Below are 14,462 nucleotides of genomic sequence, written 5' to 3'. Positions count from 1 at the left end.
CTATGAAGTCTATAAACAAAAAACTCCTGTTCTTTCCTGCGCTCGCAGTAGGCGTCGTGGCGTTAATCGCCGCTGTTAACCTGCGTCCAGACGTGCCAACTAAACCTGCAGGCGACCGCTCACGTGTGGTGGATATTTTGCCGCTACAACCACAGATGTCAGCGCCAGTAGCGATTGGTTTTGGCCGTGCTGAGCCGAAGGTACAGTGGCAAGCCATTGCTGAAGTGACGGGCGCGGTCATCTATAAGCACCCGAATCTAGAGAAAGGTACAGTGATAGCGGCGGGCACAGAAATTCTTCGAATTGACCCTTTAGATTATGAGCTCAAGCTATCTCAAGCCATTGCTGATCTGAAATCGAGCCAAACCCAGTTAGCGCGACTCGATCAAGAAGAGACCAACCTAAAGCAAACCCTGTCGATTGAGATGAACCGCTTAAAACTGGCGGAAAACGAGTATCAGCGCCGTGTGGACTTAAATAAGCGCGGGCTCACTTCACAGTCCGATGTTGATACTCAGCAGCAAAATATGCTTTCACAGAAGAAGTTGGTGCAAGAGATTGAAAACCAACTTGCGCTGATGCCAGATGAGCGTGGCGTGTCTGAAGCATTGGTTAAGGTGAACCAAGCGAAAGCGGATGAAGCGCAGCGTTCGCTGGAGAAAACTCGTATTACCCTGCCGATGACGATGCGTATCTCAGAAGTCGATGCTGAGATAAATCAGGTGGTCAACTTACAGCAAACCATGGTCACTGCGCACCTCAATGATGTCATGGAAGTGGAAGCTCAGCTGTCGATCCATGACTTACAGCTGCTCTCTGACACACTCTCATGGGATGAAAACCAAGCCGAACGCGGCGAGCTCGATAAATTGCAAGCGACGGTTGAACTCAGTAGCGGCAACCTAACCGCGACTTGGCCTGCAAAAGTTGCGCGCGTTAGTGAAACGGTTGATGCCAACCAAGCCACCGCTGGGGTGATCCTAGAGGTGTCTCAACTACCAAGCAGCAACGGCTTAGCCGGTACACCTGTGTTGGTTAATGGCATGTTTGTGAAGGCGACAATTGAAGGGCAAAAACAGCAATCTTGGTCTGTTCCTGAGCGTGCTCTGCATGGCGACAAAATCTACTTGATGAACGCCGAAAATCGATTGGAAATGCGTGATGTGAATGTCGAGTATCGCCGCGATAACCAAGTGATCATTTCTGGTGATCTCGAAGCGGGTGAGAAAGTGATCCTCAACGATATCTTGCCTGCCATTGAGGGGATGCTACTGCGTGATAGTCAAAGCGATGATCACAGCACCGAAGAGGTCACCCAATGATTCGATTTTTCTCCAAACATCCAACAGCCGCAAACCTATTGATGCTCGCGCTGCTGATACTGGGTATCAGCTCGCTATCGACCATCAAGCGTGAGACTTTTCCTGAGTTCGATCCTCCCTACATTATGGCTGCGATCACTTACCCTGGCGCCTCTCCACAAGAAGTGGAAGAGAGCTTGTGTGTACGTATGGAAGATGCCGTTGACGGCCTTTCAAACATCGTCGAGACCAAGTGTGAAGCGATTGAAGGCTCCGCAAGACTGACCCTTAAGCTTGATGAAAAAGCCGACATTGGCCGAATGCTGGTGGATGTTCAAACCCAGATCAACGCGATTAATGACTTTCCTGATGAGATTGAATCACCTGTCGTGCAAGAGCTGGACTGGAACGAACCTGTTGTCGATGTGGCGATCACCGCTGAGACCAGTTGGCCAGAATTAAAAGCCTATGCGGAGCAGCTAAAACGCACGCTCAAGCTCGACTACGGTGTTTCGCTCGTTGATGTCAGTGGCTTTTCTGATCACCAGTACCGTGTTGAGCTGAATACTCAAATCATGCGTCAGCTTGGGTTAAGTATCGGTGATATTGCGACCCAGATTGGTAATCAAAACATTAAGCTGCCAAGCGGTAATGTCGAAACGGAAGATAAGAACTTTCTGATTCGCTTTGATGAGAGGCGTATTACCCCTCAAGAGTTGGAGTCGATCGTAGTGGGCTCCAGCCCAAGTGGTGCGTTGATTCGTCTCAAAGATGTCGCGACCATTACCGACCGATTCGAACTGGATGAGCAAAAAGTCCTGTTTAACGGCAAGCCATCTGCCGTACTTAAAATCAGCAAGAACAAAGAAGACGACGCGCTACGTGTGAAAGAGAAGGTGACGGAGTTTGTTGAAGCTCAGCGCCTGATCGCCCCTGAAGGGGTCACGCTTGAGATGACCAATGATATGTCGTCCATACTGTGGGATCGTCTGACCATGATGGTGAAAAACGGCTGGCAAGGCATCTTGCTGGTGTTTGCGACCATGTGGCTGTTCTTTAGTTTCCGTTACTCATTCTGGGTGGCCGCGGGCTTGCCGGTGGCGTTCCTTGGTGGTCTGTTCTTGATGGCGAATCTCGGGCTCTCCATCAACATCATGTCATTGGTGGGACTGCTAATGGCGATTGGTATCATGATGGATGATGCCATCGTGATCGCAGAGTCGATACAGGCGCACCTAGACCGTGGGCAGAAAATTGATGATGCGGTGATAAACGGCGTTAAGAAGGTGCTACCAGGTGTTATCTCATCTTTCTTAACCACAGTATGTATCTTCGGTAGCTTGCTGTTCTTGCAAGGGGAGATGGGCGCCGTGCTTAGAGCTGTGCCTCAAGTGCTGATACTTGTGTTGTCTCTAAGTCTGGTCGAAGCCTTCTTGATTCTGCCAAATCACCTGTCTCACTCGCTGCATAAGCACAACCGTGATAAGCAGCCTGTGAAGTTTAAACGTGTGCTGCTGGAGCGTTTTGAGCACTTCAGAAATACCACGCTAGTCAATGCGGTAGATAAAGTCGTCTCTTATCGCTACGCCTTCATGGGCAGTGTGTTCGCGGCGCTGCTTATCTCTGTCAGCCTACTTGCTGGTGGTGTGGTGAAGTTCAATCCTTTCCCTGCATTGGACGGTGACATTGCCGAAGCTCGCATTATTCTGCCGCCGGGGGCATCTTTGTCTCAGACCGAGCGAGTGGTTGATAAAATCGTTCTATCCGCTGAAAAGCTTAATAAGCAGTGGAGTGAAGAGATGGAAGGTGGTGAAACCCTAGTCAAGCAGATCACCAGCCAGTTCAATACCAACCAAGATGCCAACGAGTCGGGTCCTCATATAGCGACGGTCAGACTGGATCTGCTGAGTGCAGAGATCCGCAATACGCTCATCGATGAGTTTATCGATGCTTGGCGTGAGGATGTCGGGGAGCTTGCCGACCCCATCTCTATGGTGTTCAAGCAGCCTACGATGGGACCAGGTGGTCGTGCGATTGAAGTGCGCATCGCACATGATGATCTAGATATGCTGAAAGCCGCATCGGTGGAGATCCAGCAATACCTCAATGAATTTGATGGTGTGAGCGGCGTACTCGATGACATGCGCCTTGGTAAAGAAGAGATCTTAGTTAAACTGCGCCCGGGTGCGGAAAGCTTTGGGGTTAATGGTCAGATGATCGCAAGTCAGTTGCGTGCGGCCTTCTTTGGTCAAACCGCCGATGAGATCCAAGTCGGTGTTGAGAACATCAAGATTGAAGTAAAACTCGACAAGCAAGATATCGGCGACATTCAGCAGCTATCGAATTTCCCGATTTTCTTAGCAGACGGCTCTCAAGTGCCGCTAGCATCGGTCGCGACTCTGGATTTTCAGCGTAATTACGTTCGCATCCAACGCGTCAATGGCCTGAGAACGGTCAGCGTTTTTGGTGATGTTGATACCAGCAAAGCGAGCTCCACCGATATCATTAGACAGTTCCAAGCCGAAGAAGTCGCTAAGCTTCAGAAAGAGTATCCTGGATTGCGTTTTGATTTTGAGGGTGAAACCAAAGACAGCGCAGAGACAGGCGCATCGATGGCTAAAGGGTTTTTGCTAGGACTATTTGGCGTCTTCACCATTCTTAGCTACCAGTTTAGAAGTTATTTAGAACCGTTTGTGGTGATGCTGGCGATACCGCTTGCCTTTATTGGCGTGGTCTGGGGGCATTTGCTACTTGGGCACTCGATGAGTATGCCAAGTATTATGGGCTTTGTGTCTTTGGCGGGGATTGTTGTGAATGACTCAATCTTGCTGGTGCAGTACATACGTCATCACGTTGATGAAGGTGACTCTGTGCATGACTCAGTAGTGAAAGCGAGTCGTGAGCGCTTCAGAGCCGTGTTCTTAACATCGATGACCACAGCCGCTGGTTTGCTGCCTTTGTTAACCGAGACCAGCCTGCAGGCTCAGGTTATTCAGCCTCTGGTTATCTCCATTGTGTTTGGTATTTTTGCTTCCACAGCTTTAGTGCTATTCATGATTCCTTCAGCCTACGCCATCCTCGCGGATTGGGGATTGGTTCATAAGCATGAAGAGCTTTAACACGCCATAAATCCTCTCTCAATCAAATGAAAGTTAGTGACTAGGGTTCCTCTAGCGCTAACTTTCATCATTTCTCCAATAAACCGTCACCGAATTGTCATTGTTGCTGACTACTTTTTGATCATGAACTGCGCGTCTAACAAGGAGTAGGTTGTGCGAACGATTGAACCGATTGCAAGAATGGATTTGGCATTTTCATTGTTTTGTTTGGGGCACCGATTTAACGCTCAGGTGGCCCGAGTGAGTCGCTGGGTATCACGCACCGGCGATGGGCACTTATACCTTTTACTTGGCGTTTCGGTTTGGCTCTTTGACGACACTGTAGGCAAGCTGTTTTTTGCCGCTGCTCTGCTGGCATTCGCGATTGAACTACCGATTTATTGGTTGGCCAAAAATAGCTTCAAGCGCCGCAGACCCGAAGAGTTCTCCAACCTTTTACATGCCTTTATTACACCCTCGGATCGCTACAGTTTGCCATCCGGGCACACGGCGGCAGCATTTTTAATGGCGACCATCATTGGTCATTTCTATCCAGGTTGGCACGATGCGGCATTGATGTGGGCTGCCTTCATCGGAGCGTCACGCATCTTACTCGGGGTTCACTTTCTTACCGATGTCGTCATTGGCGCAGCTCTTGGTCTTTCGTCGGCTCAGATCGCGCTTAACTACGTTCTAGACAAGTTTTAAAAGGAACCGCATTAATGAAAATACTTTACGGTGTTCAGGGGACGGGAAATGGGCATATTGCACGTGCAAGGGCGATGTGTCATGCGCTGAAGTCTCATGATGTAGACGTCGATTTTCTTTTTTCTGGGCGAGCGAAAGACAAATACTTCTCGATGGAACAGTTTGGTGACTATCAAACCCGCAGAGGTTTTAGCTTTGTCACAGAAAACGGTCGGGTGAATTACATGAAAACCGCGCTAGAAAACAGTTTGCCTTCGTTTCTTGCAGAGGTGCGAGAGTTAGATGTCAGTGGTTATGACCTTGTCGTGAACGATTTTGAGCCGGTTTCTGCATGGGCGGCGAAAAGGCAAAAAGTCCCCACAGTCAGTATTAGTCATCAGAACGCGTTTCTTTTCGACGTTCCTCAAAAAGGAGCGAACTGGCTAGACGATTCTGTGATACAGCATTTCGCACCGTCGCAATATCAACTGGGACTTCACTGGTATCATTTCGGTCAGCCGATTCTGCCTCCCATCGTTCACACCCTTGAGCAGGATGTTACCTCGGAAGACTTTATTTTGGTCTACCTGCCATTTGAAAACACCGATGCCATCATTGATCTTCTTCTTCGCTTTGCGAGGCATAATTTTGTTTGCTATCACTCTGACAATATCGAACACGCGCAACTCGAGAATATCTTGATGAAGCCGCTTAGCCATGAAAGCTTTCAATGCGATTTGCATCGTTGCTCTGGTGTGATTGCTAACGGAGGCTTTGAACTGCCTTCAGAAGCACTTAGCCTGGGTAAAAAGCTGTTGGTGAAACCACTAGATGGCCAGTTTGAGCAGCAAAGTAATGCGGCGACGTTAGAGAGTTTAGGGCTGGCTCAGTCTATGGACTTTTTAGATGCCGGTGTTATCCGAGACTGGTTGGATGAAAAGCAGGCGGAGCGCGTGTTCTACCCCGACGTCGCAGAAGGTATTGCCAACTGGCTCGTTAGCGGCAACTGGTCATGCAGTGCGAGTTTGCGTGAGAGTTTGTGGGAGAAAGTAGACTTCCCAAGTTACGCTTCTATCTGACCATTACCATCCTTACCGATTTACAACAAAGCCCAACCTCACTCTAGGTTGGGCTTTGTTGTTATTGTCATACAGTTCATCCGGTTACATATATAGAGCTCTCTGTATTGGATTTTCGTCCGTGTAGCGTATGACGATGATGAATACAAACTATATATAATGCGAATAGTAGTGGCTGAAATTTAATCGTGTATCAAATAGACTATGAGGTAGAGCTTTGCACCTTGTTATAGTGCCTAGTTATGATTTGGCATGCTAACTTGGACAAAAGTTATTAAAAATGTAATTTATCTTTTTTTATATATGATTTAAATTACTGTTATTAAAGGTTATTGTAATTAACCTGATAAAATTTGATGATTCTTTGTCAATCTTGTTGGTGTTGAGTTAATTATTGGTGGATAGTTGGTTTCGTCCTCGAAGTATGCAGAGGATTAATAGAATGATGTAGGGTACCCCTGAGGCGATGACGCTGTTCTCATTGCTCTCTTTTATTGGTTACCTGTTCCCCATAGTCGAGATTGAAATTACACGAGGCTTACTAAATGTTAGACAAAAAAGATGCTATGAGCGCAATCGCTAGTTACCGCATGGAAAGCACATTACGCGGCGTAGATCTAAACCTATTGACTGTTTTCGACGCAGTGATGCAAGAGCAGAATATCACTCGCGCGGCGCACAATTTGGGTATGTCGCAACCTGCAGTAAGTAACGCAGTAGCGCGTCTAAAAGTGATGTTTAATGACGAGCTATTTATGCGTCAGGGCCGTGGTATTCAACCTACACAACGAGCACGTCAATTGTTTGGTCCTGTTCGCCAAGCGCTACAATTGATCCGCAACGAGCTTCCAAGCTCTATCTTCACACCAGAGACATCAACTCGTCTATTTAAGATGGCGATTTGCTCTCCATGTGACATGCGTTTTGCTCCAAAAATCATGCAAACTATCTCTGAGCAAGCGCCGCACGTGCAGCTTCACTTAGACGCAGAAGCGGATCGTCAGCTCGCTGATCGTATGCGCTACCAAGAGATCGATTTTGTTATCGACTACGCTCGTTACGATGCGCAAGGTTTCTCAAGCACAGAGATCTTCCAAGATGAGTTGGTTGTGGTTGCAGCGAAAAACCACCCACGTATCCATGGTGCAGTAAGCACAGCGCAACTAGCCAATGAAAAGCACGCTAAGCTGTCTAAAGTTCACGGTGTACGCAGCTTCTCAGAGCAGGCTTATCGCGACCTTGAGTGTCAAGCGTCTTACGAAGGCACTAGCCTTAGCAATGTGCTGTATGTGGTAGGTCAGTCGGAGCTAGTGACGATCGCTCCACGTTGGTTAGTTGAAAACGCTGTTAATAAAGAGCAGCTACAAGTACTTACTCTGCCAACAGAAAACAACAAAATCAGCGGTTTCCTAAGCTGGCACGAGTCGAGCGAAAAAGACAAAGGTCACATCTGGCTACGTGATCAGCTAATGGTTATCTGTGGCGAAGTTGTTGCTTTGTCATAATCCATTACAACTTTAGTTATCGAGCCCCAAGCACGCTGTGCTTGGGGCTTTTTTATTGGTTTCAGCGCTTTATTATCATCGCACGGTAAATCGGGTAGGAATTATTGATAACTTTGATATGGGTCTGTTGCCTTTTTCAGCGGCAGATGTACACTTGTGCGCTCAAAAGGCTTACATGTGTAAGCTAAAAGGTAAAGATAGAACATGGCTAATTTAGATTTCCATATTGTAAAGAAGATTCGTGACCGAATCGCACAAGGTGGCGACAAGATCGCCTTACGACATAAAATCAACAATGTGTGGCAAGGGATTAGCTGGAAGGAGTTTGGAGTCAACATTGATGCGTTGTCTCTGGCTCTGATTGGAAAAGGAATCCAACCTCAAGATAAGATTGGTATCATTTCGAACAACATGCCGAAATGGACCATTGCTGATTTGGCTGCATTACAAGTGCGCGCAGTGACTGTGCCGCTATACCCTACCAATACGCCAGCTCAAACCAGTTATATCGTTCAAAATGCGGATGTACGTATTCTCTTTGTTGGTGAACAGGAGCAATACGATGCAGCGCTATCTATTTTTCATGAATGTGAGCAGCTAGAACTCATCGTTGCGATGAGTGAAGAGATCGTGGTTGAAGACAACAACTTCTCGGTGAGTTGGCAGCAGTTTATTGCTGATGCCAGTATCGAGAATCAGTCAGAACTCACAGAGCGTTTGTCACAAGCTAACTACGACGATCTACTGACGCTGATCTATACCTCAGGGACAACGGGTCAGCCAAAAGGTGTCATGCTTGACTATGCAAACATTGCAGCACAGCTTCGCGGACACGATGAGAGACTAAGCTTAAGCGAGAGCGATGTGTCTCTTTGTTTCCTTCCGCTCTCTCATGTGTTTGAGCGCGCGTGGACATTCTACGTCTTGTATAAAGGTGGCACGAACTGCTACTTGCAAGACACAATGCAGGTACGTGACGCGTTAGGCGAAATTCGCCCAACGGTAATGAGTGCGGTGCCACGCTTCTACGAGAAGATTTTCTCTGCGATTCATGAACGTGTATCTAAAGCGCCAATTCATCGCAAGATCCTGTTTACCTGGGCGGTAAACATGGGTGCGAAAATGGCGCAATGCCGCCAAGATAATGTCGAGCCATCCTTTTTGCTAAAGAAAAGCTACGCGCTGGCAGACAAGATCGTGCTTGCTAAACTGCGTGAGCTGCTTGGCGGTCGTATTAACTTTATGCCATGTGGCGGCGCTAAACTTGACGAAACCATTGGTCGTTTTTTCCAAGCGATTGGTATCAACGTCAAGCTAGGCTACGGCATGACCGAAACCACAGCGACGGTTTCTTGTTGGGATGATACCTGCTATAACCCAGGCTCTATTGGGATGCCAATGCCAGGTGCTGAGGTTAAGATCGGCGACAACAATGAGATCCTCGTCCGTGGTCCTATGGTCATGCGTGGCTATTACAAGCTACCTGAAGAAACTGCGAAGACCTTTGATGCTGACGGTTTCTTGAAGACAGGTGATGCGGGTGAATTTGATGCGCAGGGTAATCTGTTTATCACTGATCGCATCAAAGAGCTAATGAAGACCTCAAATGGTAAGTACATTGCGCCGCAAGCTATTGAAGGCGCTATCGGTAAAGACCATTACATTGAGCAGATTGCGGTTATCGCTGATACCCGTAAGTTTGTTTCTGCTTTGATCGTACCGTGCTTTGATACACTGGAAGAGTATGCCAAAGAGCTCAATATCAAATATCAAGACCGTCTGGAGCTGATTAAGCATCATGAAGTGGTTGAGATGTTTGAGAAACGCATTACCGAGCTGCAAAAAGAACTGGCTAAGTTTGAACAGGTGAAGAAGTTCAAACTGCTACCAACAGGCTTTTCTATGGATAAGGGTGAGCTGACACCAACGCAGAAACTGCGCCGTAAAGTCATCAACGACCGTTACCAGGACGAAATCGAAGAGATGTATCGCGACGCACCAAGCAAGTAATACACTCTAAGTAAACGAAAGCCCCGAGCAATGCTCGGGGCTTTTTTGTTGCTTTGATTTTTTAGTTGTTGGCGTAAAGCAGTTCGCTGTATCGGTCTAAAGTATTGAGGCGGTTCTGCGCATTGGCTAAGAAGGTTTGCTTCGCTTTGCCTGTTAAAGACTTAGATTGTGGAAGCTTGACCGTTCTTGGATTCTTATGAACGCCATTAACCAAGAATTCATAATGGAGGTGAGGACCGGTCACTCGACCTGTGCCCCCAAGTGTTCCTACAGTCTGTCCTTGCTTTACACGCTGCCCGGTTTTTACCTTACGTTTCTGTAGGTGCAAGTACTTGGTAATAAAGGTGTTACTGTGTTTGATAAACACATAATTACCATTGAACTGGTTATAGCTAGATTTGATTACCGTACCATCGCCTGCTGCCCAGATCGGTGTACCAACTGGAGCAGCATAATCGGTGCCTCGGTGAGCTCGAACTTTACCTGTGACTGGGTGGCGACGGTTCGGATTGAAGTTTGACGTTACACGCCTAAAGTCGAGTGGTGCTCGCAAGAATGCTTTTTTCATCGCTCGACCGTTCTCGTCGTAATAGTTACCTGTTTTGTCATCAAAGATGGCGGTAAACGTGTCATTTTGGTTTTTAAAGATAGCGGCGATGATTTTACCACGGCCAATCACTTCGCCTTCGACGACTTTCTCTTGATACAGTAGTTTAAAGTAGTCGCCAGAGCGGATATCTAACGCAAAGTCGATATCCCAACCAAAAATACCCGCAAGCTCCATGATTTGGTTGGCGGTCAATCCTGCGCCGATTCCGGCGTTCCAGAAGTTTGAGCTGATCTCCGCTTGCGCATAGTTGTATTGGTAGTCGACCTGTTTTTTGTCCCAGCTAGAGGCAAAGCCTTTATCGGTTTTGGTGACCTTGAAGGTCTCATAGTCATTGATACGGCGCTTTAATTGCACGAAGTCGCTGTTTTCGTCAAAACCAAAGGTAAGCTTATCACCGGGGCGCAAACGCGAAAGCTGCTGCTTAATATCATCATTGGTATAGATAAGATCGTGAAGCAGGCGAGGAGAGAGTCCAAGACGTTGAAATAGAATTGCCGCACTCTCACCGGAGCGAACGGTATGCTCTTCCCACTTTAACACCACGGTCGGCGGTGCAGCATTACCAATTGGGAATGCATCGCTATCAATGGAGAGCGCGTAGTGCTTGCCAATTTCGAGTCGGTCGTTTCTATCATCCAGCTCTGAGATATCTGGCAGAAACAGTGCAACGACGATAATGGCACTAAAAAAGGCGATGAGCGCGCGATGGAGCCAAGGCAAGCGCTTAAAAACAGAGACCATGAGCGTTTAATTCAACATTATTTTGAAATTTCCTAAACCAAATAGTCTAACTGGTTTCAAAAAACATCGCTATTCAAGTAAGATGTCCAACTATTATATTTTTGCCAAATCTGTGGGAGTGAACAAGAATGGCGAACCTTGAAGCAGCGTTGGCTGAAATCAAACGCGGTGTTGACGAGCTAATTCCAGAAGAAGAACTGATTGCGAAGCTAAAAGAGAACCGTCCTCTTCGCATTAAACTGGGTGCCGATCCAACTGCGCCAGATATTCACCTAGGCCATACCGTAATTTTGAACAAACTACGTGCATTCCAAGACCTAGGCCACGACGTGACGTTCCTGATCGGTGACTTCACCGGTATGGTTGGCGACCCAACGGGTAAAAACACGACTCGCCCACCGCTAACTCGTGAAGACGTACTGCGTAACGCAGAAACGTATAAAGAGCAGGTATTCAAAATCCTAGATCCTGCAAAGACTAAGATTGCATTTAACTCTGAGTGGCTATCTGAGCTTGGTGCAGAGGGCATGATTCGCCTTGCTGCAAACCAAACTGTTGCTCGTATGCTTGAGCGTGATGACTTTAAAAAGCGTTACGGCAACAACCAGCCAATCGCAATCCACGAATTTATGTATCCACTGCTTCAAGGTTACGACTCAGTAGCGATGGAGACGGATGTAGAGCTTGGTGGTACAGACCAAAAGTTCAACCTACTTATGGGTCGTGAACTGCAAAAGTCGCACGGTCAAAAACCACAAGTTGTGCTTACTATGCCACTACTAGTTGGTCTAGACGGCGTGAAGAAGATGTCTAAGTCTGCTCACAACTACATCGGTGTCAGTGAAGCGCCATCAGAAATGTTCGGTAAGATCATGTCTATCTCTGATGATTTGATGTGGAGCTACTACGAGCTGCTTTCATTCCGTCCATTAGGCGAGATTACCCAGTTCAAAGCAGATGTTGAAGGTGGTGCAAACCCTCGTGACGTTAAGATCTTGCTAGCGAAAGAAATCATCGCTCGTTTCCACTCAGAAGCAGATGCTGACGCGGCGGAAAAAGAGTTCATCAACCGTTTCCAAAAAGGTGCGATGCCAGAAGAGATGCCTGAGTTCGACTTCGACGCGGGCCTTCCAATCGGTAACCTACTAAAAGAAGCGGGCCTTGTGAGCTCAACGTCTGACGCTATGCGTATGATCCGCCAAGGTGCGGTCAAGATCGATGGCGAAAAAGTTGAAGACACTAAGCTAGTACCAGCAGCAGGCCAAGCGGTTTACCAAGTGGGTAAACGTAAGTTTGCTCGCGTGACGCTGAAGTAATACTTAGATGCTGTGAGGGCGCTTTGAGAAGATCCCTGCCTGCGCAGGGATGACACAGTACAGACTACAGTGTTTATTCAATGCGCATCAAAAACCTCCTTCGGGAGGTTTTTTTGTATCGGTTGATTGCCGATTTACAGGCATAAAAAAAACAGACGCTTGTGCGTCTGTTTTTTAGTATCTGTTTACTTAGCGTCTCTAATTATAGAGACTCAGTAAAGGTACGAGCGATAACGTCACGTTGCTGTTCTGGCGTTAGTGAGTTGAAACGCACTGCGTAACCAGAAACACGGATTGTTAGCTGTGGGTAGTTCTCTGGGTTAGCTACTGCGTCTTCTAGAGTTTCGCGCTTAAGAACGTTCACGTTTAGGTGCTGACCGCCTTCGATCTTTGGAGCAGCTTCGATAGCAACTTCACGGCTTTCGTACTCACCTAGATCGCTAACTGCGATAACTTGGTCAGCTTCAAAACCAGCGTTTGCTGCAACACAACGTGCTTCGTTTTTCTCGCCGTCGATCAACCAGATTGAGTTTAGTAGATCGTCGTTTGCTGCTTTAGTAATTTGGATACCTTGAATCATCACTATCTCCTAATCCACTTTCAGAGTGGCATTTATATGGTGTTAATTTTCAAATTTTGTTGAGCTGGCTTATGTATAACTCGTTGTGGGTATTTTAGTATTGATTTAGATCAAAATACAACAAAAAACATTAAAAACTTCATGGTTAAATTTTTGATTAAGGTCAACTAAACCTTTAAAAATGGTGCTTTAAAATGATATTTTAATATTTAAAATTTATTTGAATACTCATTTTGTTGTAATAAAACTACAAAATGAGTTTATTTATTCATCGCTATACCTAAAATCAAGGGTTTCCATAGCTCAAACTGAAAGTATAAGATCGCTAAATAACAGTTCTAAAAATGTGATCTCGATCGGGTATCAAACGACATGAAAAAATTTATTGGAGCGCATGTTTCGGCAGCGGGTGGTGTGGATAATGTGCCACAAAGAGCAAGTGACATTGGGGCCAATGCCTTTGCGCTTTTTACCAAGAATCAACGTCAGTGGGTGGCAAAGCCACTGGATGAAAAAGTGATTCAAAACTTTAAAGCGGAATGTCGAAAATACGGCTTCCGAGCGGAACAAATTCTTCCGCATGATTCTTATTTGATAAACCTAGGTGCACCAGAGCAAGAGAAACTCGAAAAGTCACGCGCCGCCTTTATTGATGAAATGGAACGCTGTCATCAGCTCGGGCTGACCTTATTGAACTTCCATCCCGGTAGTCACTTGAAGAAGATCTCAGAACAAGAGTGTCTGGACAGGATTGCAGAATCGATCAATCTTGCACACCAAGCGGTACCTGAGGTGATTGCCGTGATTGAGAATACGGCGGGACAGGGTACAAACCTAGGTTGGCGCTTTGAACATCTCGCACACATTATCAATAAGGTAGATGATAAATCGCGGGTTGGTGTCTGCATTGATACGTGCCATACGTTTACGGCGGGTTATGACCTTAGAACCAAAGAGGCGTGTGAGGCGACGTTTGCTGAATTCGATCGTGTTGTCGGTATGCACTATTTGAGGGCTATGCACCTAAACGACTCAAAGATACCTTTAGCAGGTAAGGTCGATCGCCATCAATCGCTTGGGAAAGGTGAGATTGGATGGGACTGTTTTGAGTATATCGCAAAAGATCCTAGATTTGACTCTATCCCATTGATTTTAGAGACAATAGAGCCTGAAATCTGGGCCGATGAGATCCAGCAATTGAGACTGTTTGCAATTAATTGATCTTTTTTTGCTGTTCTATTAAGCATTTTGGCATCTTTCTTTCATAATGAATTACATGCATGTTGCATAATTCTGTGACTTTATAAGGTAGGTGCCATATGACTCGTCCAGCTGCTCCAAGACCAAGTACAACACGTTCATCACGTTATCCAAGTCCTAACCGTCATATTCATTGTCACGGGCACTACCGAACGCCACAGATGAAGAATCAGCACCATTGATAAACTGACGCATTAGATAACAGCACCGACGTTCAAAAAACGCGTCAAAGGTGCGTGGCATAAAGCCAAATGACAGTAGTGGTGACCCTCCAT

10 protein-coding genes are annotated in these 14,462 nt (G+C 46.6%); 8 read left to right on the top strand and 2 right to left on the bottom strand.

Translation table 11 applies throughout. From position 1 onward, the window contains the following. The first annotated feature begins 2 nt into the window (after window positions 1-2). The 6 genes from J4N45_RS15905 to J4N45_RS15880 all read left to right on the top strand — a co-directional run bounded on the left by J4N45_RS15905 (window position 3) and on the right by J4N45_RS15880 (window position 9,680). The gene (locus J4N45_RS15905) at window positions 3-1,322 is read left to right on the top strand and encodes an efflux RND transporter periplasmic adaptor subunit (RefSeq protein WP_252012439.1); all 1,320 of its coding nucleotides are present in this window, start codon (window positions 3-5) and stop codon (window positions 1,320-1,322) included. Continuing rightward, complete coding sequence (locus tag J4N45_RS15900) at window positions 1,319-4,420, top strand: efflux RND transporter permease subunit (RefSeq protein ID WP_252012437.1); 3,102 nt, start codon at window positions 1,319-1,321, stop codon at window positions 4,418-4,420. Before J4N45_RS15905 ends, J4N45_RS15900 begins: the two co-directional genes overlap by 4 nt. A 153-nt stretch (window positions 4,421-4,573) precedes the next feature. Next, entirely contained in the window at window positions 4,574-5,107 is a 534-nt protein-coding gene (locus J4N45_RS15895; RefSeq protein ID WP_042473476.1) for a phosphatase PAP2 family protein, read from the top strand. 14 nt (window positions 5,108-5,121) lie between these two features. After that, complete coding sequence (locus J4N45_RS15890) at window positions 5,122-6,165, top strand: MJ1255/VC2487 family glycosyltransferase (RefSeq protein ID WP_252012435.1); 1,044 nt, start codon at window positions 5,122-5,124, stop codon at window positions 6,163-6,165. A 545-nt stretch (window positions 6,166-6,710) separates the two neighbouring features. Further along, window positions 6,711-7,670: a transcriptional regulator LeuO gene (leuO, locus tag J4N45_RS15885; RefSeq protein WP_042473481.1), complete on the top strand. Its 960-nt coding sequence runs from the start codon at window positions 6,711-6,713 to the stop codon at window positions 7,668-7,670. A gap of 204 nt (window positions 7,671-7,874) precedes the next feature. Beyond that, window positions 7,875-9,680 (top strand): AMP-dependent synthetase/ligase, encoded by a 1,806-nt coding sequence (locus tag J4N45_RS15880; RefSeq protein WP_252012433.1) that lies wholly within the window; start codon window positions 7,875-7,877, stop codon window positions 9,678-9,680. 61 nt (window positions 9,681-9,741) lie between these two features. Here the strand turns inward: J4N45_RS15880 and shyC are convergent, their stop codons facing one another. Then, window positions 9,742-11,031 carry a peptidoglycan DD-endopeptidase ShyC gene (shyC, locus tag J4N45_RS15875; RefSeq protein WP_252012431.1) on the bottom strand — a complete coding sequence of 430 codons (1,290 nt, stop codon included), beginning with the start codon at window positions 11,029-11,031 and terminating at the stop codon, window positions 9,742-9,744. 128 nt (window positions 11,032-11,159) lie between these two features. On the opposite strand from shyC, the gene tyrS reads away from it, so the two are divergent. Further along, window positions 11,160-12,347 carry a tyrosine--tRNA ligase gene (gene tyrS, locus J4N45_RS15870; RefSeq protein ID WP_252012429.1) on the top strand — a complete coding sequence of 396 codons (1,188 nt, stop codon included), beginning with the start codon at window positions 11,160-11,162 and terminating at the stop codon, window positions 12,345-12,347. A gap of 202 nt (window positions 12,348-12,549) precedes the next feature. Here the strand turns inward: tyrS and grcA are convergent, their stop codons facing one another. Continuing rightward, window positions 12,550-12,927, bottom strand: a complete 378-nt coding sequence (gene grcA / locus J4N45_RS15865) for an autonomous glycyl radical cofactor GrcA (protein ID WP_112459559.1) — start codon at window positions 12,925-12,927, stop codon at window positions 12,550-12,552. 372 nt (window positions 12,928-13,299) lie between these two features. Here grcA and nfo point away from each other — a divergent pair, with 372 nt between their 5' ends. After that, window positions 13,300-14,148: a deoxyribonuclease IV gene (nfo, locus tag J4N45_RS15860; RefSeq protein ID WP_252012427.1), complete on the top strand. Its 849-nt coding sequence runs from the start codon at window positions 13,300-13,302 to the stop codon at window positions 14,146-14,148. Window positions 14,149-14,462 lie beyond the last annotated feature (314 nt).

It is taken from the genome of Vibrio sp. SCSIO 43140, from assembly GCF_023716585.1.
GTDB classification, from domain to species: domain Bacteria; phylum Pseudomonadota; class Gammaproteobacteria; order Enterobacterales; family Vibrionaceae; genus Vibrio; species Vibrio maritimus_B.
The sequence above is the reverse complement of the archived record's forward strand: the minus strand, read 5'-3'. Positions and strand labels throughout refer to the sequence as shown.